The 23,857-nt window shown below is 73.8% G+C and carries 21 protein-coding genes; 8 read left to right on the forward strand and 13 right to left on the reverse strand.

Annotation, left to right across the window (positions count from 1 at the left end; genetic code table 11):
• Window positions 1-25: 25 nt before the first annotated feature.
• Window positions 26-577 carry an FHA domain-containing protein gene (locus IE94_RS0105835; RefSeq protein ID WP_030179158.1) on the reverse strand — a complete coding sequence of 184 codons (552 nt, stop codon included), beginning with the start codon at window positions 575-577 and terminating at the stop codon, window positions 26-28.
• 176 nt (window positions 578-753) lie between these two features.
• Here IE94_RS0105835 and treZ point away from each other — a divergent pair, with 176 nt between their 5' ends.
• A complete protein-coding gene (treZ, locus tag IE94_RS0105840) occupies window positions 754-2,499 on the forward strand; it encodes a malto-oligosyltrehalose trehalohydrolase (protein WP_030179160.1) in 1,746 nt (581 codons plus the stop codon).
• A 50-nt stretch (window positions 2,500-2,549) separates the two neighbouring features.
• Here the strand turns inward: treZ and IE94_RS0105845 are convergent, their stop codons facing one another.
• Both IE94_RS0105845 and IE94_RS0105850 read right to left on the reverse strand, forming a co-directional pair.
• The gene (locus IE94_RS0105845) at window positions 2,550-3,491 is read right to left on the reverse strand and encodes an aminoglycoside phosphotransferase family protein (RefSeq protein ID WP_030179163.1); all 942 of its coding nucleotides are present in this window, start codon (window positions 3,489-3,491) and stop codon (window positions 2,550-2,552) included.
• Window positions 3,492-3,556: 65 nt separating this feature from the next.
• Window positions 3,557-4,687, reverse strand: a complete 1,131-nt coding sequence (locus IE94_RS0105850) for an aminopeptidase P family protein (RefSeq protein ID WP_030179168.1) — start codon at window positions 4,685-4,687, stop codon at window positions 3,557-3,559.
• Between the two features lie 172 nt (window positions 4,688-4,859).
• Between IE94_RS0105850 and IE94_RS0105855 the strand changes: the two genes are divergently transcribed.
• Window positions 4,860-5,615: a metallophosphoesterase gene (locus IE94_RS0105855; RefSeq protein ID WP_030179171.1), complete on the forward strand. Its 756-nt coding sequence runs from the start codon at window positions 4,860-4,862 to the stop codon at window positions 5,613-5,615.
• 40 nt (window positions 5,616-5,655) lie between these two features.
• Here IE94_RS0105855 and IE94_RS0105860 read toward each other — a convergent pair whose 3' ends face one another.
• From IE94_RS0105860 to IE94_RS0105875, 4 genes are all read right to left on the reverse strand, one after another.
• Entirely contained in the window at window positions 5,656-6,267 is a 612-nt protein-coding gene (locus IE94_RS0105860) for a PDZ domain-containing protein (RefSeq protein ID WP_030179173.1), read from the reverse strand.
• A 75-nt stretch (window positions 6,268-6,342) separates the two neighbouring features.
• The gene (cyc2, locus tag IE94_RS0105865; RefSeq protein ID WP_030179175.1) at window positions 6,343-8,553 is read right to left on the reverse strand and encodes a germacradienol/geosmin synthase Cyc2; all 2,211 of its coding nucleotides are present in this window, start codon (window positions 8,551-8,553) and stop codon (window positions 6,343-6,345) included.
• 146 nt (window positions 8,554-8,699) lie between these two features.
• Complete coding sequence (locus IE94_RS0105870) at window positions 8,700-9,917, reverse strand: damage-control phosphatase ARMT1 family protein (RefSeq protein WP_030179177.1); 1,218 nt, start codon at window positions 9,915-9,917, stop codon at window positions 8,700-8,702.
• 17 nt (window positions 9,918-9,934) lie between these two features.
• Window positions 9,935-10,582: a ScbR family autoregulator-binding transcription factor gene (locus IE94_RS0105875; RefSeq protein ID WP_030179178.1), complete on the reverse strand. Its 648-nt coding sequence runs from the start codon at window positions 10,580-10,582 to the stop codon at window positions 9,935-9,937.
• A 410-nt stretch (window positions 10,583-10,992) separates the two neighbouring features.
• Between IE94_RS0105875 and IE94_RS0105880 the strand changes: the two genes are divergently transcribed.
• The 5 genes from IE94_RS0105880 to IE94_RS0105900 all read left to right on the forward strand — a co-directional run bounded on the left by IE94_RS0105880 (window position 10,993) and on the right by IE94_RS0105900 (window position 15,994).
• On the forward strand, window positions 10,993-12,006 hold the full coding sequence (locus tag IE94_RS0105880) for a substrate-binding domain-containing protein (protein WP_030179179.1): 1,014 nt from the start codon (window positions 10,993-10,995) through the stop codon (window positions 12,004-12,006).
• A gap of 69 nt (window positions 12,007-12,075) precedes the next feature.
• Window positions 12,076-14,619, forward strand: coding sequence for a sensor histidine kinase (locus tag IE94_RS0105885; protein ID WP_030179180.1), 2,544 nt, complete (start codon window positions 12,076-12,078; stop codon window positions 14,617-14,619).
• Window positions 14,616-15,035, forward strand: a complete 420-nt coding sequence (locus IE94_RS0105890) for a roadblock/LC7 domain-containing protein (protein ID WP_003972853.1) — start codon at window positions 14,616-14,618, stop codon at window positions 15,033-15,035. The genes IE94_RS0105885 and IE94_RS0105890 overlap by 4 nt, the downstream gene beginning before the upstream one ends.
• 1 nt (window position 15,036) lies before the next feature.
• Window positions 15,037-15,396 carry a DUF742 domain-containing protein gene (locus IE94_RS0105895; protein ID WP_030179184.1) on the forward strand — a complete coding sequence of 120 codons (360 nt, stop codon included), beginning with the start codon at window positions 15,037-15,039 and terminating at the stop codon, window positions 15,394-15,396.
• A complete protein-coding gene (locus IE94_RS0105900) occupies window positions 15,383-15,994 on the forward strand; it encodes a GTP-binding protein (protein ID WP_030179186.1) in 612 nt (203 codons plus the stop codon). The genes IE94_RS0105895 and IE94_RS0105900 overlap by 14 nt, the downstream gene beginning before the upstream one ends.
• Window positions 15,995-16,015: 21 nt before the next feature.
• On the opposite strand, the gene IE94_RS0105905 is transcribed toward IE94_RS0105900, so the two are convergent.
• The 4 genes from IE94_RS0105905 to IE94_RS0105920 all read right to left on the reverse strand — a co-directional run bounded on the left by IE94_RS0105905 (window position 16,016) and on the right by IE94_RS0105920 (window position 19,567).
• Window positions 16,016-16,978, reverse strand: coding sequence for an ABC transporter substrate-binding protein (locus tag IE94_RS0105905; RefSeq protein ID WP_030179189.1), 963 nt, complete (start codon window positions 16,976-16,978; stop codon window positions 16,016-16,018).
• Between the two features lie 74 nt (window positions 16,979-17,052).
• A complete protein-coding gene (locus IE94_RS0105910) occupies window positions 17,053-17,718 on the reverse strand; it encodes an ABC transporter permease (protein WP_030179191.1) in 666 nt (221 codons plus the stop codon).
• On the reverse strand, window positions 17,715-18,416 hold the full coding sequence (locus IE94_RS0105915) for an ABC transporter permease (protein WP_030179194.1): 702 nt from the start codon (window positions 18,414-18,416) through the stop codon (window positions 17,715-17,717). The genes IE94_RS0105910 and IE94_RS0105915 overlap by 4 nt, the downstream gene beginning before the upstream one ends.
• Window positions 18,413-19,567, reverse strand: a complete 1,155-nt coding sequence (locus tag IE94_RS0105920) for an ABC transporter ATP-binding protein (RefSeq protein WP_037921825.1) — start codon at window positions 19,565-19,567, stop codon at window positions 18,413-18,415. Before IE94_RS0105920 ends, IE94_RS0105915 begins: the two co-directional genes overlap by 4 nt.
• Window positions 19,568-19,796: 229 nt before the next feature.
• On the opposite strand from IE94_RS0105920, the gene IE94_RS0105925 reads away from it, so the two are divergent.
• A complete protein-coding gene (locus tag IE94_RS0105925) occupies window positions 19,797-21,935 on the forward strand; it encodes an ATP-binding protein (protein WP_037921829.1) in 2,139 nt (712 codons plus the stop codon).
• On the opposite strand, the gene IE94_RS0105930 is transcribed toward IE94_RS0105925, so the two are convergent.
• Both IE94_RS0105930 and IE94_RS0105935 read right to left on the reverse strand, forming a co-directional pair.
• On the reverse strand, window positions 21,929-22,390 hold the full coding sequence (locus IE94_RS0105930) for a hypothetical protein (protein WP_030179202.1): 462 nt from the start codon (window positions 22,388-22,390) through the stop codon (window positions 21,929-21,931). The two genes, IE94_RS0105925 and IE94_RS0105930, sit on opposite strands and share 7 nt — an antisense overlap.
• Window positions 22,387-23,646 (reverse strand): hypothetical protein, encoded by a 1,260-nt coding sequence (locus IE94_RS0105935; RefSeq protein ID WP_030179204.1) that lies wholly within the window; start codon window positions 23,644-23,646, stop codon window positions 22,387-22,389. The genes IE94_RS0105930 and IE94_RS0105935 overlap by 4 nt, the downstream gene beginning before the upstream one ends.
• Between the last annotated feature and the right edge of the window lie 211 nt (window positions 23,647-23,857).

Below are 23,857 nucleotides of genomic sequence, written 5' to 3' on the forward strand. Positions count from 1 at the left end.
CGCCCCCGGGAGGGAGCCGGTCGCGTCAGTTCGCCGCGAGGCGGAAGGCCATCCCGCCGAAGCCGATCTGATCGCCCTCGCGGACGACGGCCGCGCCGATCACCCGCCGCCCGTTGACCGTGGTGCCGTTGGTGGAGCCCAGGTCACGCAGCACCCACATGCCGCCCTGGAGGGTGAGTTCCGCGTGCACCCGGGAGACCGTCTCGTGACTCAGCCGCAGCCCGCTGTCGGGGTCGCGCCCTATCCGCAGCGGATGCCCGGCGCCGGGGTGGGGCAGCAGCAGCTTGGGCAGCCGCTCGGCCCGCCACGCCCGGCCGAGCCGTACGCCGAACCCGGACACCGCTTCGACGGTGCCGAAAACCAGCCGCGACAGCCTGCTCTCGGTGGGCAGGTCGGCGGTGAGCACGGCCAGCTCCTCCAGCCGGCGGGCGGCGAGCGCCAGCTCCATCCGGCGGATGAACGTGTCGTGCGACAGGCGCCCCATGGCGACCCCGTCCCGGAGCACGTTCAGCGCCTTGTCGCGCTCCGCGTCGGACAACCGCGCGGGATACGTCTGGAACTCGAAGGACGACGTCACGCAGCTGATTGTCGGTCAGCGGCGCCGGGGTGTCCAGAAAACGGGAAAACGACGGCCGCCCCGCGCGCGTGCGGACGCGACACTCGCCCGGAGCCGGGCAATCCCCGGCGGAACGATCCCCGGTGGAGGACCATGGACCCGCTACATCACGGTGAGCAGACGAAGGGGAACCGTCCGTGCAGTTCGAGGTGTGGGCACCGCAGGCCGGCCGAGTGACGTTGCAGTGCGACGGCGCCACGCGCGCGCTGGAGCGCGATCCGGAGCGGCCGGGGTGGTGGTGCGGTGAGGCGCGGGCGCGGGACGGCTCGCGGTACGGCTTCGCGGTGGACGACGGGCCGGTGCTGCCGGACCCGCGCTCGCGCCGCCAGCCGGACGGTCCCGACGGGCTGAGCGCCGTCGTCGACCACGGGCGGTACACGTGGCGTGCCCCGTGGGCGGGGCGTCCGCTGCCCGGCGGGGTCCTGTACGAGCTGCACGTGGGCACGTACACGCCCGAGGGCACGCTCGACGCCGCCGCCGAACGGCTCGACCACCTGGTGCGACTGGGCGTCACCCACGTCGAGTTGATGCCGCTGTGCCCCTTCCCCGGGCGGCACGGCTGGGGGTACGAGGGGGTCTCCCTGTGGGCGGTGCACGAACCGTACGGCGGGCCCGAGGCGCTGAAACGGTTCGTCGACCGGGCGCACGCGCTCGGCCTCGGCGTGGTCCTGGACGTGGTGCACAACCACCTGGGCCCGTCCGGCAACTACCTGCCCGCCTTCGGCCCGTACTTCACCGACACCCACCACACGCCCTGGGGCGTCGCGGTGAACCTGGACGCGCCCGGCTCGGACGAGGTGCGGGCGTATCTGGTGGACAGCGCGCTGGCGTGGCTGCGGGACTACCGGCTGGACGGCCTGCGCCTGGACGCGGTGCACGCCCTGGCCGACACGCGCGCGTGCCACTTCCTGGAGCAGTTGTCGGCCGCCGTGGACGACCTCGCGGCCGATCTGGACCGGCCGCTCTTCCTGATCGCCGAGTCCGACCTGAACGACCCGCGGATCATCACCCCGCGCGCGGAGGGCGGCCTTGGGGTGCACGCGCAGTGGAACGACGACTTCCATCACGCGCTGCACACCGCGCTGACCGGGGAGTCGCAGGGCTACTACGCCGACTTCGCACGCGATCCGCTGGCGGCGCTCGCCAAGACGCTGACCCGGGGGTATTTCCACGACGGCACCTACTCCAGTTTCCGGGGCCGCTCGCACGGCCGTGCGCTGGACCGCGGGCGGGTCGCCGCGCACCGGCTGACCGGCTACAGCCAGACCCACGACCAGGTGGGCAACCGCGCCCAGGGAGACCGCCTGGCGTCCCTGGTCTCCCCCGGGCTCGCCGCCTGCGCGGCCACCCTGACGCTGACCGCGCCGTTCACGCCGATGCTGTTCATGGGCGAGGAGTGGGCGGCGGGCACGCCGTGGCAGTTCTTCACCGACCACACCGACCCGCAGCTCGCCGAGGCGGTGCGGCGGGGCAGGCGGCGGGAGTTCGCCGCGCACGGCTGGCGGGAGGAGGACGTGCCCGACCCGCAGGACCCGGCGACCCGCGAGCGCTCCTGCCTGGACTGGTCGGAGCCGGAGCGCGAGCCGCACGCGCGCGTACTGGACTGGTACCGGCGGCTGATCGCCCTGCGCGCCGAGCAGCCGGACCTGACCGACCCGGACCTGGCCGACACCAGGGTGGCGTACGACGGCACGGCGGGCTGGCTGGCCTTCCGGCGCGGTGACATCAGGGTGGCCGTCAACCTGGGCACCGAACCGGCGGCGATCCCCCTGGGCAACCGTCCCGCGCGGGTGCTCGCGGCGTGGGAGCCGGTCGAGGGGCCGGGCGCCAACGGGATACTGCGGGTGCCGGGCGAGTCGAGCGTGGTGCTGGTCCAGGAGTGAAACGGTCAGGCACGGACGGGCCGGGAACCGGGTCAGCCCGGAGGGCACGCTCAGGGGGCGGCGTCGTCCGGGTCGTCGTCGCGCAGTTCCGTCACGCGTTCCAGGAGGATCGGTTCCCAGGCGCGTCGCAGTCGCGTCCTGAGCGGGGGCAGGGGCGGCGGCGCGCCGGACCGGTCGGCGAGTGCCTCCGCGAGGTCCACCACCGCGTCGCAGCGGGCCAGCCACAGGCCCCGCAGGCACGGCCGGGCGCCGTAGCCGGCGAGGGTGGCGGCGCGGACGGCGGCCGGTGAGCCCACGGAGAGGGCGAGCCGCGCGATGTCCTCGGCCGGGTCGCCGAGGACCGCGTCGCTCCAGCCGAGGACGCCGCGCACCCGCCCGTCGGCGCTGACCACCAGGTGCCCGCCGGTCAGCCCGTGGTGGACGAGGACCGCCGCGCCCGCCTGGACGCCGAGCTGGGCCGCCGCCTCCCTGGTGAGCCGCTCCGGCCGCGCGGCGTCGAACTCGTCGGCGGCGGCGAGGCGGCGGGCGGCACGCTCGGCGGACTGCCGCAGGGCCTCCAGGGAGCGCGGGGCCGCCCGCGGCACGCCGAGCGTCTCCGCCTGGCGGACCGGCACCTCGCGCAGGCCGGTGAGCACCGCCGCGAGGTCCGCCTCGCCCAGCGCGGACACGTCGTGGTCCGCGCCCGACCCGCCGGCCACCCTGGCGTCCAGCGTGTACGTCAGGCCCGGTGCCCACTCGCCGTGCGCCACGCTCGTGGGCAGCGCGACCGGGACGTACGGCCGCACCAGTTCGCGCAGGCGCACCTCGCGGCGTCTGCGCACCGCGGTCTCCCGGTCCGCGGCCAGCCGCAGGACGTGCCGGGTGCCGACCCACCACGTGCCGCCCTCGGCGCCCTCGGCGACGGGCCGGACGTCGGGTTGCGTGCTGCCGCCCAGCAGGGAGCGGACCAGTCGGCGGACGGTGTCCGCGGTGGGTGTCGGTGCCTGGGTCATCTCGCGCCGTCGTCTTCCGGGTCTGCCGGGTCTGCCGGGGGCGTTGGGGGGCGGTCCGTCACCGGTCACTCGACGACGACCATCTCCCGGGTGGTGTCGTTGAGCCGTCGGCCGCCGTCCGCGGTGACCGTGACGATGTCCTCGATGCGTACCCCGAACCGGCCGGGCAGATAGACGCCGGGCTCGACGGAGAAGCACATGCCGGGCATCAGGGGCTGCTCCTCGCCCTCGATCATGTACGGCGGTTCGTGCGTGGTGACGCCGATGCCGTGCCCGGTGCGGTGGATGAAGTACTCGCCGTACCCGGCGTCGGCGATGACCGCGCGGGCGGCCCGGTCGACGTCCTGGCAGGCGGCGCCCGGCCGCACCGCGCGGAAGCCCGCCTCCTGCGCCTCGCGGACCAGGTCGTGCACCCGGCGCTCCTCGGCGGTGGGTTCGCCCACGTGGACGGTGCGGGAGGTGTCCGAGCCGTAGCCGTCCTTGAGGCCGCCGAAGTCGAGGACGACCATGTCGCCGTCCTCGATCGCGCGGTCGCCGACCTCGTGGTGCGGGTTGGCGCCGTTGGGGCCCGAGGCGACGATGGTGAAGTCGACCTGGGAGTGTCCGAAGCGGCGCAGCGAGTCGGCCAGGTCGGCGGCGACCTCCGACTCCCGGCGGCCGCCGAAGCGGACCTGCCGGATCTCCTCGAAGGCGGCGTCCGCGGCCGCGCCCGCCGCCGCCAGCAGCTCCAACTCCGCCGCGTCCTTCACGGCGCGGAGCATCGGCAGCGCCTCGGTGAGGGAGGCGTAGGACGTGTCGGGCAGGGTGCGCTGGAGGGCCAGCAGGTGCATGGCCCAGGCGTTGTCGCTGATGCCGAGGCGTCCGGTGCCTTCGAGGAGGGCGGCGGTGGCCGCGTAGGGGTCCTTGCCGTCGGTCCAGTCGCGCAGCGTCAGGGCGGGCGCGCCGGCCGCCTTCGCGGCGTCGGGGGCCTCCAGGGCCGGGACGACGAGCACGGGGTCGCGTCCCGGGGCGAGGACGAGCAGGGTGAGCCGCTCGGTCTCCGCCGTGGGCGCGTACCCGGTGAGCCACACCAGGTCGGGGCCCGGGGCCACCAGCAGCCCGGCCAGCCCGGCGTCGGCGGCCGCACGCGCGGCGCGCTCCATGCGGGTCCGGTAGTCGTCGGCGGTGAAGGGAGCAGCGGGCCTGCTGCCGGTCATCCGGGCCTCCCGGGGCGCAAGGGTGAAGGGACCACGGGCAGCATCCTGCCCCCGGGGCGGGGGCGACGCGAGCCGATTGGCGGGGAGCAACCCCGGAAACTAATGATTAGATGCCTTCCAAGCATTAGCAACGGGGCGTCCGCGGCCCGGACGCCCGGAGGAGGCCGACAGCGTGCTCGTACTCGCACACATCAGCGATCTGCATCTGGACACCGGCCCGCGGGCGACGGAGCGCGCCGAGCGGGTGCGCGACCTGCTCTGGCGGCTGCCGGGACGGGTGGACGCGCTCCTGGTCACCGGCGACATCGCGGACCACGGCACCGAGGCGGAATACGAGGAGGCCGCCGCCCTGCTCGGACTGCGCGACGGCTCCGCGCCGTTCCCCGTGCTCACCTGTCCGGGCAACCACGACAGCCGCGCGCCCTACCGCAAGGCCCTGCTCGGCCGTCCCGCGGCCGACGGCCCGGTCAACGGCATGCACGTCTTCGACGGCGGCGCGGTCCTGATGTGCGACTCCAGCATCCCGGGCAGCGACGAGGGCGAGCTGGACGAGGAGACGTACGCCTGGATCGAGGCGTCGCTCGACGGACTCGACGGCGACCGGCCGGCCCTGCTCGCCTTCCACCACCCGCCCACGCCCGTGCACCACCCGCTGCCCGACTCCTACCGGCTGCGCCACCCCGAGCGGCTCGCCGCGCTGCTGGAGCGAAGGGCCGGGATCGCCGGGCTGATCACCGGTCATGCCCACACTCCCGCAGCCACCGTGTTCGCCGGGCGGCCGCTGGTGATCGGCCCCGGGGTGACGTGGACGCTGCGGCTGCCCTGGGAGGGCGAGGAGGTCGCCGACCGGGACGCGCCGGTCGGGCTCGCCTTCCACGTGCTGGACGACGCGGGACGACTCACCAGCCATTTCCGTACGGTCGCGTGACGGCACGGTGGCGTGAGGGCACGGTGGCGTGAGGGCGGTGTCAGGTGACGACGCCCGGTACGACCGTCAGCTGCTGGTAGCCGCCGCTGCCGTGGCGCACCGTCAGCTTGACCTTCTTGCCGGGGCGGGCGCGGGCCACGGCGCGGGCGAGGTCGGCGGCCGAGTCGACGCGGGCCCGGCCGAACGCCAGCAGGACGTCGCCCCGCACCAGCCCCGCCGTGTACCCGGGGCCCGGCACGTGGACGCCCACGACCCGGGCGCCGGGCCCCTCGTCGTCCACGGCCTCCACCCCGAGGGTCGCGCCGACCGGCGCCGGTGAGGAGGACGGACCGGCCGACGGGTGCGCCGGGGCGGCCCGGGTGCCCGTCGCCCCTCCGGCGCCCCCTCCCGCACCCGCCGCGCCGCCCGGCCCCGCCGCCCCGGCCTGCTGCTGCAGTTCGGCCAGCTTGCTCATGCCGATCACCGTGGCGCCCACCGTGCCCAGTCCCACGCCCGCGAGGAGAAGGACCGCCGCGGCGAGCCCGCCGAGCAGCAGGGTGGTGAGCCGCCGGCGACGCCGCCCGGTGTGCGGACGCCGGGCGGGGCCGGGCTCGGTGCCGGGCCCCGGGTCCCGGCCGGGCATCGGCTTGGGACGCAACGCTGTCTGTTCCATGGATCGCCTCCGGCAGGTGCTCTACCCGGCGCACCGGCGCGTGACGAGCCACGAAAGAGTGAGACTGAAGCCCGCTCAGGGCGTCGGAACGGGGCTGCGCCTCCCCACGGGGACCTGCGCGGCGGCCCACGGGGACACCGGCGCGGCCGGGATCCGGTCCGGGAGGAAGCCATGGGTGCGGCTCGCCAGGTACTCGGCCTTGTAGCGCGGGACGCTCCGGTGCCAGTTGAGGATCCCGGCCATCCAGTTCTGCAGGTCGGTGACGTACCCGTGCATGACGGTCCGCGCCTCTTCGGACAGCTGGAAGTCGTCGTAGACGACGGGGAGTTCGTGCGCGACGACGTGTTCGAACTGGCGCATGCGCTGGTTCATCAGGTCCTGTACGACGCCCAGGGCGGCCGGGTAGTCGACGCCGAAGAAGTTCTGCACGACAAGGACGGCGTTGTGCACCTCGCCCTCGTACTCGATCTCCTTCTGGTACGAGAAGACGTCGTTGAGCAGGCAGGCGTAGTCGATCGCCGCGTTCTCCAGGGAGCGGACGGGTCCGCTGCGGTAGACCTCGGGCGGCACCGCCGGGCCGTGTCCGGCGCGGCACAGGCCGAGGGTGAGGTCGGAGCCGAAGGTGGCGCGCCGCATCTCCAGGTAGTCCACCGGGTCGGGGACCCGGTTCTGCATCTGGTTGGACAGCTCCCACACCCAGGCCTCGGTCATCGTGTCGACGGCCGTCCTCAGCGGGCGCCGCTCCTCCGGTGTCATAGCGGCCGTCGTGCGCGTCCACAGGTCGATCAGGGAGCGCTCCATGGCGTTGGCCGGCGGCGGGGCGGGCTCGCCGTCGAGCGGCATGCAGGCCGACAGCCGGGCGGTGGTCAGCCGGGCGGCGGCGAGGTCCCGGCGGTGGCCGTAGACGAGCGGGTAGTAGTCGTCGCCGTAGGTGCCGAAGGCCAGCCAGCCGGAGGCCAGGTCGAGTTGGTCCTGGGTGGCGTCCGGGTCGAGGCCGGCGGCGCACAGGGCGAGGTCGCAGCTCGCGAGCTTGTCCTCGTCCCAGACCCCCTCGCTGAGGATGCCCATCCGCGCGCACCACTCGGACAGGTGCCGCCGGGCGCCCTCCAGGGCGGGGCTCAGCTCCAGCGGGTAGGGCATGCGGATGTCGGGGATGACGGACGGGCCGACCTTCTGGAAGGGCACGTTGGTGTAGGCGCGGGCCCGCTGGGCGACCGCCGTGGCGAGCAGCGCGCCGACTTCCGCCGCGGAGGTGCCGGGGCCGGTCAGCGTCTGCCAGCCGGCCGGGGGGCGCTCGCCCTTGTTCATGTAGCGGCTGGAGCGCATGTGCCATTCGTGGCCGCCGGACTGCCAGTCCTGGAGGCCCTTCGTGTAGGCCGCGACGGCGGCGACCTCCGGCGGGGTCAGGCCGCTCTCCAGGGCGACGGCGGGCACCTCGGTGAAGGCGGTGTGCTCGAACTGGTGCAGGCGTGAGGTGAGGACGTCGTTGACCAGTTCGGCGGCCTCCTGGGTGGTGCAGCCGAAGAAGGTCTCCAGGACCAGCACCCCGTTGCTCAACTCGCCCTCGTCCTCGACCTCCCGCTGGTAGGAGAAGAGGTCGTTGCGCAGGTGCACGGCGTCGGAGAAGGTCTCCATGAGCACCCGCAGCGGCCTGGTCCCGGCGACGGCGGCGGGCACCTCGGCCGTCGCGTACTCCACGAGCCCGGCCGACCAGGGAGCGCCGCCGACCTTGCGCCGCATCTCGATGTACTCGACGGGGTTGGCGACGCGCCCCTCGTTGATGTTGGACAGCTCCCACAGGGACTCGTTGAGCAGGTGCTCGGTGGCGACGGCGAAGCGGCGGCGCCAGTCGGCCGACATCGCGGGCACCGTGCGGCTCCACAGGTCGGCGAGGCCGGCCTCCACCGGATTCTGCGGCTCGGGCATGCCGGTGGCGTCGTCGAGCGGCATGAACAGGGGGAGCCGGTCCAGGTGGGCCTTGCCGGCGAGGCGGTCCTGGCTGCGCTTGAACTTCTCCAGGAAGTGGTCGTCGAAGAAGAAGACCCACACGTACCAGTCGGTGACGAGGGAGAGCGCCGGCCCGTCGCAGTCGGGGTGGGTGTAGGCGCAGAGCAGGCCGTAGTCGTGGGCGTCGAGGTCGGACTGCTCCCAGACCCCTGAGCCCTCCAGCATGCCCATCTCGCGCGCCCACGTCGTCGAGTGGGCGCGGGCCTCGTCGAGATGCGGGTTGAGCCGCGCGGGGTGCGGCAGGTAGAAGTGCGGGAGTTGGAAGGGCTGTTGCGTCATGGCCGGGCCCTACCCGCGGCCCTGCGGACACATCCGCCGGGCCGCACATGATCACACCATCGCGTGAATCAGCCCGGAATGCGGGAACTTCTCCCGCGACACCCGACCCGGCTCGGCACCTCACCCGGCTCGGCACCCGACCCGGCTCAGCACCTCACCTGGATCAGCGCGTGCGTTCCGCTCGTCCGCCAGCGCCGCTCGCCACTCGCCTCCAGCGCGGCCTCGGTCTTCGCGTCGAGTCCGGTGACCACGTCGGACTTGAGGGTGCGCAGCGCGGCGACGGGGCCGGGGAAGTACGCCGTGACGTCCGCGAAGGAGGTGGTCGGCGGCCACCACCGGTCGCCCACCAGACGCCGGTAGTTGAGGTCGCCCTTGAGGACGGTGACGGTGGCCGCGGCGAAGTCTGCGCGCAGGTCGTCGGGCATGTCCGCGTACGGCAGCGGGGCGCAGGAGAAGGGGTGGGCGCGGACGGTGACGCGGCCCTCGGTCAGCGCGGACCAGAGCCGCTCGCCGTGGGCCGCCGCCGCGCCGCCCGCCGTGGCGAGCCGGCGCAGGGCGTCGAGCACGTCGGTGGGCGTGGCGTCGGAGACGTAGTACGGGTACGGCTTGACGTGCAGGACGGCCCGGTCGACGCGGCCCTCGGTGAGCAGGTGCGAGAGGAGGAGCAGGTCGGGGACGAGTTCGCGGCCGGCGTTGTCGGCGACGAGGCACAGCGTGGCCGGTCCCCGGCCCGGGGCGCGCGTGCCGGGCGCCGGGAGCAGGGACCAGAGCACGTCGCTGTCGTCGGCGACGAGGGCCGCCACCTCGCCCCCGGTGACCCCGCCCCCGTCGGAGAGGCGGAAGCCGAGGTCGGCGCGGTTGCCCCACAGCGAGCCGTGCAGCAGGGCCCGGGTCCGCTCGTCGGCGGGCAGGCGGTCGAGGCCGTCCAGCGCGGCCAGTTCCTCGTCCGTCTCCGGCGCGTCGAGTTCGGCGAGCTTGGCGGGCCGGAAGGGGTCGACGCCCTGCCATGCGCCGGGGCCGAAGTAGCCGACGGCGTCGAGGAGCCGGCGGTAGAAGTGGCTCTCGGCCCACAGCCAGGGCACGTCGTACCAGGAGCGGCCGGCGTAGGCGTCCATGCCCCACCGTGCCCAACGGTCCCGGTCGCGGCCGGTGGGGTCGGCGTCGGCGGGCAGCGGCTCGATGACGCCGTCGGCGCAGCTCGCGAGCAGCGCGTCGAGGGCGCGGCGCCGTTCGGGGTCGAGGGGGAAGGCGTCCCGCACCTGCCGCACGACGGCGGGGTGCCGCTCGGCCAGCACGCCGTGCGGGAAGGAGCCGGGTTCGTCGCCGAGGATGACCGGCGCGGGCGCGGACGGGGTGTCGGGCATGCACGTCACCGTACCGGTCAGGCGGTGACGGTCTCCCGTTCCAGGCGCGCCGCGAGGGTGAGGTAGCGGGCGCGCCTCGTCACCGGGACCATGCCGCGGATCAGGATGTGCCACATCTCGGCGAGGCGGCGGGGCTGGCGCCCGGCCGGTTCCAGGGTGCCGCTGACGACGCGGGTGCCGACGACGGAGCAGACGAGGGTGTGGGCGACGGAGTCGACGTCGATGTCCGGGTGCACGTCGGACTGCCGTACGGCGCTCAGCAACCGGGACGTGGCGATCTCCCGCCACTCGGTGAAGGGGTGCGGCAGCGGCGGCCGTACCGGCACCCCCGCGGTGGCGAGCCGCAGCCCGGCCCGCAGCACCGGCCCCTCCTCGCAGAGCCGGGCCATGCCGAAGGCGAGGCGCATCAGCGCCTCCAGCGAGGAGTACCCCCGCCCGTCCAGGTCGCTGGCCAGCCGGCGGATGGTGCGGGACTGGATCTCCATGATGGCGTGCGCGAGGTCTTCCTTCGCCGCGAAGTGGAAGTACAGGGCGCCCTTGGTGACCCCGGCGTGGGCGACGATCTCACTCAGGCTGGTCGACTCGTAGCCGTACCGGTCGAACAGGTCGGCCGCCGCGCCGACGATCGTCGCACGGGTCTGCTCGGCGCGTAGCTGCCTCGCCATCGGCTGGTCTCTCCTGGGCTGGAACTCGACAGACCGTGTCGCCTGCCTTTACCCCCTGTACACGATAACTCACTGACTAACTGCCCATCAGATCAGCCCCCGTGGAACCCGTGTACGCCGCGAAGACCACCACGCAGCGAGCACCCGGCCGACCGCGCGGCCGACCGTGGAGCCACCGCTGATCCGCCGGGCATACCGCCCGGCATTCCGCTTCGGCCCGCTTTAGCCTCCCTGTTCATCACGATGCGGCACCGACAACTCACAGCAGTTCGCTGGTCACTTGACTACCAGCGGTCACACACGGTTTGCTCCGGCCAGGCGAGTTTCACCCGGTTGGCGTACTGACCCGCGACTCCGGGCGCTCGCTCCGTTCCTCCTGCTCGGCCGCACAGCGAGGTGCCCCCGCCCCCATGAGTACAGCTCCCCCACCCACGCGCTCCCCCGGACCCCTGCGCGCCGCGGCCCTCGCCACGGCCGTCATTCTGCTGGTGGCCGGCTGCTCCGCCCTCGGCGGGGGCGAGGACGGCTCGGCGGCGGACGCCGCGGGCGGGTCCGGCGGCGACCGGATGAAGATCGTCATGGTCACCCACGGCGGTGAGGGCGACGCCTTCTGGGACCAGGTGCGCAAGGGCGCCGAGGCGGCGGCGGTCAAGGACGGCGTCGACCTGACCTACGCCGGGGACGCCGACACCGCCGACCAGGCCGACCTGGTGCGGGACGCGATCCGCGACAAGGCCGACGGCATCGCCGTGACCCTGGCCAAACCGCAGGCGATGAAGGCGCCGGTCGCCGAGGCCAAGGCCGCCGGCATCCCCGTGGTCGGCCTCAACTCCGGTATCGACGCCTGGCGTCCCACTGGGCTCCTGGAGTACTTCGGGCAGGACGAGAGCGTCGCGGGCCGGGCCGTCGGCGACAAGCTGAACGACCTCGGGGCCGAGCACGCCCTGTGCGTCATCCACGAGCGCGGCAACGTCGCCCTGGAGGCCCGCTGCGCCGGGGTGAAGAAGACCTTCCGGGGCGAGACCGAGATGCTCTACGTCGAGGGCACGGACATGAAGGCGGTCGGCGCGGCCGTCACGGCGCGGCTGCGGCAGAACCCCGGCATCGACGAAGTCGTCATGAACGGCGCGGCGTTCGCCCTCACCGCCGTCGAGTCGGTCGACGAGGCGGGCAGCAGCGCCCACGTCGCCACGTTCGACCTCGACGAGGACCTGGTCGCCGCGGTCAAGCGCGGGGACGTCCAGTTCGCCGTGGACCAGCAGCCCTACCTCCAGGGCTACCTCGCCGTGGACGCGCTCTGGCTGTACCGCACCAACGGCAACGTCAGCGGCGGCGGGGTGGCCCCCGTGCTGACCGGCCCCGCGTTCGTGACCCGGACCAACGCCGACTCGGTCGCCAGGTTCGCCGCGGGCGGCACCCGGTGACCGGGCCCGGCGGCCGACGGCGTCCGCCCGCCCCCGCTCCCCTCCCTCCACTGACCGCCTAGGACGACGATGTCTGCACGCAAGACACCCAGGGCCCGTCAGACGCGGCGCAAGGGCGTCCGGCGCCGCCTCGGCTCCATACGTCTGTCCCTGATCCTCCTGGCCCTGGTGCCCGGCGTCACCCTCGCGGCCGTCTGGGGCGTCACGACGATCCAGATGCTCTCGGAGGGGCTGCGGCTGCGCGCGCAGACGGAGCTGAGCCGCGACACCGGTGCCATGGGCACCGAGGCCGCCCTCGCCCTGCAGAAGGAGCGCAGTCTGTCGGCCGCCTGGCTGTCCGCGCCGAACGGCGACCGGGCGGAGCTGGACGCGCAGCGCAGGAAGACGGACGAGGCGGTCGCCCAGCTCGTGGGTCAGTCGGACGCGATCGAGAGCGCCCCCGCCCGGATCTCGGACCGGCTGTACTCGGTGCTCGGTTCGGTGGGCAGCCTGGAGTACTACCGCGACCAGGTGGACGACCCCAGCGACATCACCGCCGAGCAGGCGCTCGACCAGTACACCTCGATCGTCGACGAGCAGATCCACGCCTTCCAGGAGCTGTCCCAGGTCGACGACGGGGATCTCACCTCCCGGGCCGGTCCGCTGGTCGCCCTGGAGCACGCCGCCGAGCTGGCCTCCCAGGAGGACGCCCGGCTCACCCTGGCCTGGCCGTCCGACCGGATGGGCCAGGAGCAGTGGACGGACTTCGCCCAACTGGTGCACACCCGCCGCTGGCTGGTGCAGGACCAGATCCTTCCCTCCCTGACGGGCAGCGCGAAGACGCAGACCGAGCGCATCCTCGCCAGCTCCGAGTGGAAGTCCCTGCAGGACGTCGAGGACCAGGTGCTGGAGGCCCGTTCGGCGGGCGGCGACGAGCGCATCGACCTGCCGGACGCGCGCCAGCGCTGGAACACCGCCTTCGACGCGATCTCCGCCCAGTACACCCAGCTCGTGCGGCAGCAGACGGACGGTCTCCTGGACCGCAGCGCCGAGGAGGCCCGGGGCCTGCTGATCAAGTCCGGGATCCTCAGCGCGGGCGGCCTGATCGCGCTGGTGCTCTGCATCGTGATGTCCTGGCGCATCACCCGCTCGCTGTCCCGGCGGCTGCGCGGGCTGCGGCTGGCCACCCTCAGCCTGGCCGAGGAGCGGCTGCCCGACGTGGTGGCCCGGCTGGAGCGGGGCGAGACGGTCGACGTGGAGTCGGAGACCCCGCCGCTGGACTACGGCCAGGACGAACTCGGCCAGGTCGCGCAGGCGTTCAACACCGCGCAGCGCACCGCCGTGCACACCGCCGTCGAACTCGCCGACACCCGGCGCGGCTTCCAGAAGGTCATCCTGGGCATCGCGCGGCAGAGCCAGAACCTCGTCAACATGCAGCTGGGCAAGCTGGACGCCCTGGAGCGCGAGCACACGGACCCCGAGATCCTCAAAGGACTCTACGAACTGGACTCCACGGCCAGTCAGTTGCGGCGCTACGAGGAGAACCTCGTCATCATCAGCGGGGAGCAGCCGCGGCGCACCTGGCGCGAACCCGTGTCACTGGTCGACATCCTGCGCAGCGCGGTCGGCGAGGTCGCCGAGTACCAGCGGGTGGAGCTGCACGCCGACGAGGAGGTGGCCCTCGCCCCGCCCGCGGTGGCCGACGTGATCCACCTGCTGGCCGAGCTGATCGACAACGCGACCGCGTACTCCCCCGCGCCCAACCCGGTCGGGGTGCGGGCGGCGCTGGTGGCCAAGGGACTGGCCGTCGAGATCGAGGACCGCGGGCTCGGCCTGTCGGAGGAGGACTACGCGTCCTTCAACGCCCAGTTGGCGGTGGCTCCGCAGTTCGACGTGGTGGCGCTCGCCGACGACCTGCGGCTCGGCATGTTCGTCGTCGCCCGCCTCGCGCACCGGCACGGCATCACCGTCACGCTGCGCCCCTCGCCGTACGGCGGGACCACGGCGATCGTGCTGATCCCGCACGAGATCGTGGTGCGCGAGCCGGTCGGCGGGGCGGGCGGCACCGACGCCGCGATGGCCGGCGCGTGGGACCGCCGGGTCGCCGGGGCCACCGCGGGAGACTCGGCCGGCCAGGTCGCGCTCGCCGATCGGGCCGCCCCGGTCACCGCTGCCGAGGGAACCGCCCCGGCCGACCGGTCCCCCGCGTCCTTCGGGCCGGAGGGGGACCCGCCCGGCGGTGAACGGTCCCTGCGGCCCGTACGGGCGTCCCGGCCGGCGCCCGCGAACGGGTCCGCGTCCGCGGCGGGCTCCGCCGGCGACTCCCCCGGCGAGCACGGCGGCCCCGCGCCGCTGCCCCGCCGGGTGCCGCAGACCAGCCTCGCCGCCGAGCTGCGCGACGAGGACCCGGGTGGCCGCCGGAACGGCTCTCAGGGCGCCGTCGACGACTACGCCGACTTCACGGCCGAGCGCGCCGCCTCGTCCCTCGCCGGTTTCCAGCGCGGCACGCTGCGGGCCCACACCGACGAGGGCCGGGACGACGCCGACGCCGACGCCGACGGGCCCCTGCTCTCCTCCGCCGCCCCCACGACCCCGACCGCCGACCGCAGACCGCCGACGAAGGACACCCGATGACCCGACCCTCCCCCGCCACGCACACCGAGCTGGACCAGTTGCTCACCGGACTCGTGGAGCGGGTCGCCGACGTGAACCAGGCCGTGGTGCTCTCCGAGGACGGACTGGTCGTCAGCAAGTCCACCGGGTTCCTGCGCGACGACGCCGAGCGGCTGGCGGCGACCGCGTCGGGCCTGATGAGCCTCAGCAAGGGCGTCAGCATGGACTTCCGGGGCGGCCCGGTGCGCCAGGCGCTGATCGAGATGGCCAACAGCTACCTGATACTCACCTCCGCGGGCCCCGGCGCGCACCTGGTCGTGCTCACCGGTCCGAACGCCGACGTCGGCGTGGTGGCGTACCAGATGAACATGCTGGTGAAGAAGATCGGCGAGCACCTGAGCGCGGCACCGCGGGCCACCGCCGGCCCCGGCGAGTGACGTGACCGGAGGCGACGCGGGGGGCCGGCTCGTGCGGCCGTTCACCCTGACCGGCGGCCGGACCCGGCCCAGCCGCGCCGACTTCACCCTCATCACGACGGTGACGGCCCTCGACCCGCAGCCCACCCGGGCGGCACGTCCGCAGCCCGAGCACCTGCGGATCCTGCGGCTGTGCGCCCGTCCCCTCGCCGTGGCGGAGGTCGCGGCCCGTCTCGACCTGCCGGTGAGTGTCGTCGTCATCCTGCTCTCGGACCTGCTGGAGGCCGGCCGTATCACCGCGAGGCCGCCGCATCCCGTCTTCCGCGCGACCGAGGATCTGGACCTGCTGCAGAAAGTGAGGGACGGCCTTGGCCGGCTCTGAGCGCGTCGCCGAGACGCCCACGGCATCCGCCCGCTCCACCGCGCCCGAGGCGGTGAAGATCCTCATTGCCGGCGGTTTCGGCGTCGGCAAGACCACCATGGTCGGGTCGGTCAGCGAGATCGCCCCGCTGCGCACCGAGGAACCGCTGACCGCGGCGGGTTTGGACGTCGACGACCTGGCCGGCATCGAGGAGAAGCGGGCCACGACCGTGGCCCTGGACTTCGGCCGGATCACCATCGGCGGGGACGTGGTGCTGTACCTCTTCGGTACGCCCGGTCAGCAGCGCTTCTGGTTCATGTGGAACGACCTGGCGATCGGGGCGCTCGGCGCGGTGGTCCTGGTGGACGTCCGCAGGCCCGAGTCGAGTTTCGCCGCGATCGACTTCTTCGAGCGGCGGGGCATTCCGTTCGTCGTCGCCGTCAACGGCTTCCACGGCCGCCACCCGTACCCGGCGGCGGAGATCCGCGAGGCCCTCGCGCTGCCCGAGCACGTGCAGGTGCTGCTGTGCGACGCGCGGGAGCGGACCTCCAGCCGGGACGTCCTCATCGCCCTGATCGACCAGCTGATCGACGCCGCGACCGGGGCCGCGGCGTCGTGACCGGCCCTCCTCGGGCGCCCGTCAGAGCAGACCCGCGGACTCCAGCCAGGCCTTGGCCACGTCCAGCGGGTCCTTCTTGTCCAGCTGGACCTGTGCGTCCAGGTCGAGGAGCGTCTCGGTGTCCAGCTTGGCGGAGAGCGCGTTCAGGGCGGCCACACCCTCCTTGTTCAGCCCGTCCTTGGCGACCAGCGGGGTCACGTTCGCGTGGCCGAAGAAGGTGTCCGGGTCCTTCAGGACGACGAACTTCTCCTTGATGATGGTCGGGTCGGTGGTGAAGATGTTCGCGGCCTGCACGTCGTTCTTGGTAAGTGCCGACTGGGTCAGCGGGCCGCCGGCGTCGAGGGCCTTGAACGACTTGAACTTCAGCCCGTACAACGACTCCAGCCCCTTGAGCCCGTGCTGCCGCGTCTGGAACTCGGGCGGTCCGCCGATCACCAGGTCCGGTGCGACGTCCTTGAGGTCGGCGAGGGTCGACTCGGCGGTGAGGCGGTACTTCTTCGCGGTCTCGGCGTTGACGCTCACCGAGTCCTTGTTCTCGGCCGGTGACGACTCCAGCAGCGTCAGCTTCTTGTCGAGCTTGGCCTTCGCCGCCTCGTTCACTTCCTCGACGGACTTCTGCTCGGCCTTCGGGTCGAGATAGGCGAGCAGCGAGCCGTTGTACTCCGGCAGCACCGTGACGGAACCGTTCTTCAGCAGTCCGTACGTCGTCTCGCGGCTGCCTATGTTGTGCTGGTAGGTGACCTTGAGGCCCTTGGCCTTGAGCGCCTCTCCGTAGATGTCGGCGAGCAGCGTGCTCTCGGCGAAGTTGTTCGAGCCGACGACGACGGTGCCGGCCTCCGCCTTGTCGCCCGCGAGGGGGTTGTCGGAGGTGTCGTCGGAGTCGGAGGAACAGCCCGCGAGAAGCGCCGCGGCGGCGGCGAGCGCGAGGGCCGCCACGCCGGTGTGCCTCGTCCTGGATCTGCTGTTCTTCGCGGTGAAAGTCATCCGTCGATCCAAACGATCCGGTCGCCGCTCAGTCAAGAACGGCCTGGTTACGGTTTTTCCGCCCCGGTGCGCCGTCACCGTCGGCGCACCCCCGGCGAGACGGCCAGCCGCCCCGCCGCCCAGAACACCGCGAGGGTGACGAGCGCCATCAGGGCGACCAGCGTGGCGCCGCCGACGACCTTCTCGAAGTCGCGCTGGTAGAGGCCGTCGATGATGTAGCGGCCGAGTCCGCCGAGACTGACGTACGCGGCGATGGTCGCCGTGGACACGACCTGGATGGCGGCCGAGCGCAGCCCGCTGAGGATCAGGGGGAGGGCGACGGGCAGTTCGACCCGGAACAGGATGCCCCTCTCGTGCATGCCCAGGCCCCGCGCGGCGTCCACCGGGGAGGGGTCGACGGAGCGGACGGCCTCGTAGGTGGTCACCAGGATCGGCGGGACGGCGAGCACGACCAGCGGGATCATCACGGGCAGCAGGCCGATGCCGACGGCGACGGCGATCAGCACCAGCAGGCCGAAGCTGGGCAGGGCGCGGGCGGCGGTGGCGACGAAGGCGACGGCGTTGCCGCCGCGTCCGGTGTGCCCGGTCAGCAGCCCGGCGGGCAGCCCGACGGCCGCGGCGAGACCGAGGGCCAGCAGGGTGTACTGGACGTGTTCCAGCAGGCGGGCGGGGATGCCGTCGTAGCCGTGCCAGTGGGCGCTGTCGCTGAAGAAGGCGTTGACGAAGTGGAGCACGTTCACCGGGCCGCCACCTCCTCCGGCTCGGGCCGCGCGGCGGCTTCCTTCGGGCGTTGCCGCCTGCCCCGCGGCATCCACGGGGTCAGCAGGTTCCGGAGCAGGACCAGGAGCGCGTCGCACAGGATCGCCAGGACGGCGGTGGTGAGGACGGAGTTCACCGCCAGCTCCGGCCGGCCGTACTTCTGGGCGTCCGCGAGCAGGTTGCCGAGGGCGCCCTGGTTGCCGATGAGGGCGCCGACGCTGACCAGGGAGATGCTCGCCGACACGGCCACCCGCAGCCCGGCGAGGATCGCGGGCACGGCGATCGGCAACTGCACCTGGAGGTAGCGCCGTACGGGGCCGAAGCCCATGGCGGTGGACGCGGCCAGGGTCTCCTCGGGCACCGAGCGCACACCGTCGACGATGGCCGGGACGAGCACCACCAGGCTGTACACGGCCAGCGGGATCATCACGGTCAGTTCGGTCTGGCCGGTGTAGTCGATGAGGACCACGAAGACGGCCAGCGAGGGGATGGCGTAGAAGACGGTCGTCACCCCGAGCACCGGCGGGTACAGCCAGCGGAAGCGCACGCACAGCTGGGCCAGGGGCAGTGCGGCGAGCAGGCCGGCCAGGACCGGCAGCAGCGCCTCGCGCAGATGCAGGCCGATCAGGCCGAAGTAGGTGTTGTCGAGGTCGCTCGGTATGTCGAAGAAGCCGTTCACGGGGCGACCTTCGTGCCGTCGGCGGGCTCCTCGGCCCGCGTCTCGGCGGGGCCCGCCGCGCCGTGCGCGGAGCGGATCGCCTCGCCGATGGTCTGCTGGGAGACGACGCCGGTCACCCGGCCCTCGCCGTCCACGGCGACGGCCCAGCCGGTGGGCGAGAGCACGGCGCAGTCGAGCGCGGCCCGCAGCGAGTCGGCGCCGGGCACGAACGGCCGCCCGTGGGACAGCAGCCGCGCGCCCGCGAGGTCCCCCGCGGCCAGGTCGCCCGGCTCGGCCCAGCCCAGCGGCCGGTCGTCCGCATCGGTCACCAGGAGGTGGGGGGCGCCGTCGGCGGCGGCGAGCTGCTCGGCGGTGGCGTCGGCGCGCACGACGGGTCCGGTGGTGGTCTCCAGGGCGGCGGAGGAGAAGAAGGAGAGCCGCCGGATGCCGCGGTCGGCGCCGAGGAAGTCCTCCACGAAGTCGTCCGCGGGGGCGGACAGCAGCTCGGCGGGGGGTGCGAACTGGGCGAGCCGGCCGCCGGTGCGCATCACCGCGACCATGGTGCCGAGTTTGATGGCCTCGTCGATGTCGTGGGTGACGAAGACGATGGTCTTGCCCAGTTCGTCCTGGATGCGCAGAAGTTCGTCCTGCAACCCCTTGCGCACGACGGGGTCGACGGCGGAGAACGGCTCGTCCATGAGCAGGACGGGCGGATCGGCGGCGAGCGCCCGGGCCACCCCGACGCGCTGCTGCTGACCGCCGGAGAGCTGGTACGGGTACCGCTTGGCGAGGGAGGCGTCGAGGCCCACCCGCGCCATCAACTCGGCGGCCCGCTCGCGGGACTTCTGCTTGCCCCAGCCGATCATGCGGGGCACGGTGGCGATGTTGTCGAGGATGGTCCGGTGCTGGAAGAGCCCGGCGTTCTGGATGACGTACCCCATCGACCGGCGCAGCGTGGTGACGGGCTGCTGCTGGAGGTCCTCGCCGTCGAGCAGGATCGTGCCCTCGCTGGGCTCGACCATTCTGTTGATCATCCGCAGGGTGGTGGTCTTGCCGCAGCCCGAGGGACCGACGAGGACCGTGATCGAGCGGTCGGGTATCTCCAGTGACAGCCGGTCGACCGCCACGGTGCCGTCCGGGTACCGCTTGGTGACTGAGTCCATCCGTATCAAAACGCCGAATACCCTTCGGGTCTGGCAGAAGCTGCCCGCTCCGGCCGCGGTCGGTGGGGCCGTCGCCGGTCGAGTGTAGACGGCTGCTCCGCGGGGCCCGACGTTGCTCCGGGGCGACTCCTTCCCGGTGCTCGGGCGTTCACACCGTGGTTTTCGGGGATATCGGCGGGCCCGCGCGGAAAGGATTCGTCGAGGAACCGTTACTCACACGCACGGGGCGGGGGCGCGGGTGCGCGGCGGCGGGCAGGAGTCGAGCAACGAGCTGAGCGGCACGGTGCACGGACCCGTCGTCCAGGCGGGTTCCGTGTACGGCGGCATCCACATCGCATCCCGGCCGGACGGGGCCGAGCGGACGCCCTGGCAGTTGCCCCCGCTGGTGCGGGTGATCGACCGGACCCGGGAGCTGGCGGTGCTGGAACGGCACCGTGTGCGTGCCGCGCGGGAGGACCGGCCCGTGCTGGCCGCACTGAGCGGGCTGGGCGGCGTCGGCAAGACCACGCTCGCCCTGAGCTGGCTGTACGCCCTGCGCTCCCGGTTCCCGGGCGGGCAGCTCCACGCGGACCTCGGGGCCCAGTCGGCGGACGGGCCGGAACACCCGGCCGAGGTGCTCGCCCGGTTCCTGCGGGCCTTGGGCGTTCCGGCCCAGCAGGTCCCCGCGCGCCTTGCCGAACGGACGGCGCTGTACCGGTCGCTGACCGCGATCCGACGCCTGGTGGTCCTGCTCGACGACGCGGCGACCGCGGCCCAGGTGCGGCCGTTGCTGCCCGCGGGTGGCAGCGTGACCGCGGTCACCAGTCGCAGACGGCTCCCGGGTCTGACGGTCGACGGCTGCTGTCCCGTCCATCTGGAGCCGCTGGCCCCCGAGGCGGCGGTCGAACTGCTCGCGGACACGCTGTCGGACGGCCGGGTGGACGAACAGCCCGAGGACGCGCGTGCCCTGGTCGAGCTGTGTGCCGGGCTGCCCCTGGCGGTCCGGGTCGCCGGTGCCCGGCTGGCCACGCGTCCCGGGCGGCGCATCGGCACGATGGTCCGCGCGCTCGGCGAGGAGCGCCGAAGACTGGAGGCCCTGGCCATCGACGGCGACCACGACGTCCTGGCGACGCTCGACGTGTCCTACCGGGCCCTGCCCGGCCCGGCTGCCCGGCTCTACCGGCTGCTGGGGCTGCACCCGGGCCGGGAGTTCGACGGTTCGGCGGCTGCCGCGCTGTGCGCGCCGGACGGGGCCGCGGCCGCGCACCTCGACGTGCTCCACGACGCGAGCCTGCTCGTCGAGGCACCGGGAGAGCGTTCCCGCTTCCACGACCTCGTACGACTGCACGCGGCGGCGAAGGCCGAGGAGGACGAGCCGGCCGGCGAGCGGACGGCGGCGGTGCGGCGGCTCGCCGACCACTACCTCGCGAGCGCCACCCGCGCCGAGGAGATCCTCGACCCCCAGCACCGGACCATGGCGCGGGACTACGGTCCCACCCCCGTGGTGGTCGCGGAGGTGGGCCCGGGGCCCGAAGCCGCCCTGGACTGGCTGGAGCGGGAGCTGCCCACGCTGATGGCGGTGCTCCAGCAGGCGTCCGGCGCGGGCTCGCCCACCGTGTGCTGGCAGCTCGCCGACGCCCTGTGGCCGCTCTTCCTGCGCCGCAAGTTCCACGCGGAGTGCGCCGCCGCGCACCGGGCGGGGCTGACGGCGGCGCGGGAGCTGGGGGACGCGGTGGCCGAGTGCCGGATGCTCACCTCGGGCGGAGTGGGGGAAATGGGCGCCGGAAACCCCGGTCGCGCCCTGGAGATGTTCGAGCGGGCCGCGCGCCTGTTCCTCTCGGCCGACGACCCACTCGGTCATGCCCGCACCCTCAACTACCGGGGCCTCGCCCTCCAGCGGCTCGGACGCCCGCGCGGGGCCGCGGAGTTCTTCCGGCGCGCCACCGCCGAACTGCCGGTGCACGGAGACCGCCGGGCGGGCGGACTGGCCGCGCTCAACCTCGCCGCCCTCGCACTGGACGAAGGGCGCGCCGAGGAGGCCCTCCGGCACGCCGGTGCCGCCCGCGGAACGCTGGACGAGTCGGGCGACACGTACAACGCGGCGCGCGCGGCCACCTGCGTGGGCCGCGCGCACCTCGCCCTGGAACGGCTCGGCCCGGCCGAGGACGCGCTGACCGCGGCGTTGGCGGCGCTGCGGGACGTGTCGGCGTACGAGGCCGCGCGTGCCCTCGGCGCCCTGGCCGAGGTCTCCGAGCGGCAGGGACGGCGCGACCTCGCCCGGGAGCGCTGCCGACAGGCACTGGACCTGTACGCCTCGGCGGGCCGGTCGGGGTCGAAGGACGCCGAGGCGCTCCGGCGCCGGCTCGCCGCCTTGGAGCACGAGGAGTCGGCTCAGTAGTCCGGCCCGGCCCCCGCCCGGCCCGGGAGGACGCCCGCCGGCCCCAGGTGCGTGAGCGGCAGCCCCGCCACCAGGCACGAGTGCGCCAGCGAGGCGAGCCGGTCCCACCTGCCGTGCGGGCGCCCCGGCCCCCGGGCCTCGAAGAGCAGCACCGGACCGAGGGGGCCCGACCGCAGCCAGCACCGGGTGCCTCGGTGCACCGCCACGACCAGCGCCCCCGGACAGGAGCCGGCCAGCCGGGCCGCCCCCCGGGCTCCGGAGCCGGGCGCGACCAGCACGTCGCCCAGCGCCGTCCACCCGGTCGGCGCGGAGCACCGCACCCTGACGTGCTCGTCCACGGACAGCGTCCCGGACTCCGGGTGCAGCAGCACGGTGCGCACCCGGTGGGCCTCGGCGTCGCCGCCCTCCACCGCCAGGGTCAGCGCCGTCAGGGACACCACCGCCGGGGGCGTCATCGCGACACCCCCGCGCCGGGGTCGTCGTACCGCACCGTCACCGGCAGGCTCGCGGGTTCCACGGCGGGGCACCGTGCGGCGGGTGCGCGCAGGCGCAGCTTGCGGTAGAGCAGCGCGCGCATCCGGCGCCCGAACCGGCCGGGCTCCGAGGTGATCCGGGCCGCCACCCGCTCGTACCGGTGCGCACGACGGAGTACGGAACTCCGTCTGAGCTGCTGCGGCACCGGGCGGTCGTCGCGCCACCGGGGCGCGAAGGACATCAGCTCGGCCATCGGGGAACTCGGGTCCAGGGCGGCGTCGGAACGGCCGGCCATCAGTACCGGTGCCCCCGTCATCGCGCCGTAGAGCGAGACCGAACCGTGGTCCCCCACGATGTGGTCGGCGGCCACCACCGCCCCCGTCCAGTCGGCGTGCGGGCTGAGCAGGAGCAGGCCCGCGCGCACCAGTTCGGCGAGCCAGGCGCGGACCTGCCAGTCGCCGTGGGCGTTCCAGACGTGCGGGTGCAGCAGCGCGGCGATCCGGTACTCGTCCTTGGGGACCTCGGTGACCAGGCGTTCCAGGGTGTTCCACCCGTGTCCCAGCAGCGAGTCGGGCCCCCAGGTGGAGCAGGCCAGGACCAGGCGCCGACGGCCCTTGACGCCCAGGGCCTCCCGGTACAGGGCCCGGAAGGGCAGGCTCGCCGCCATGCGGTCGAAGCACGGATCGCCCACCACCTCGGCGGCCGGCACGGCTTCGGGACAGTCCCGTCCGAGCCGGGCCAGCTCCTCCTGGTGGGCCAGCACGATCGCCTCGGGCACCACGGTGCCGTCCCGCATCAGGCGCTGCCTGCTGAACCCGTGGGCGCCGGCGCGCGCCGGCGGGTGGGCGCCCGGCAGCACCGGGACGACCTTGTTGTGTCCGGCGCCGTGCGGGAGCACCACCACGGGCGCCTGCACATCGTGCAGGTTGCCGTGACCGGCGGCCAGTGCGAGGTCGAAGTGCGTCTGCACCGCCTGGCTCCAGGGCAGCACGAGGCCGCCCAGCCGTTCGAGGAAGGCGCCCACCCCGTTGCTGAACACGTCGGGCGCCTGGGTGAAGAAGGTCTGCACTCGGGTGTCGCCTTCGAGCGGGCGTATCGCGTCGAGCAATCGCTGGCCCGTGACGACGGTGTGCACCACGACCAGGAGCCGGCGGCGGCTGCGGTGCGTGGCCCAGCGTTGGACGTCCAGACGCACCGGCACGTGCCGCGCGTGCGGCTCCGGCACTGTCAAGCTCATCGTTGAGATCCCCCGGTCCTTCCGTATGGTCTTCGCGGCCGGTCTGCACGGCGGCGCCACGGCGCCGCCGGTACCGGGGTAATGCCCGGGCGGCTGGACGGCGGGCTTGCAGGAATCCTGCACTCCCGTGGGAATCGGCCGCCTCGTCCGTGCGCCCCGTCGCTGCTCCCGTGCGCCCGCGGCTCCACCCCTGACTCCTCCGCGCGACCGT

This window comes from Streptomyces violaceorubidus (assembly GCF_000717995.1).
Lineage (GTDB): Bacteria > Actinomycetota > Actinomycetes > Streptomycetales > Streptomycetaceae > Streptomyces > Streptomyces violaceorubidus.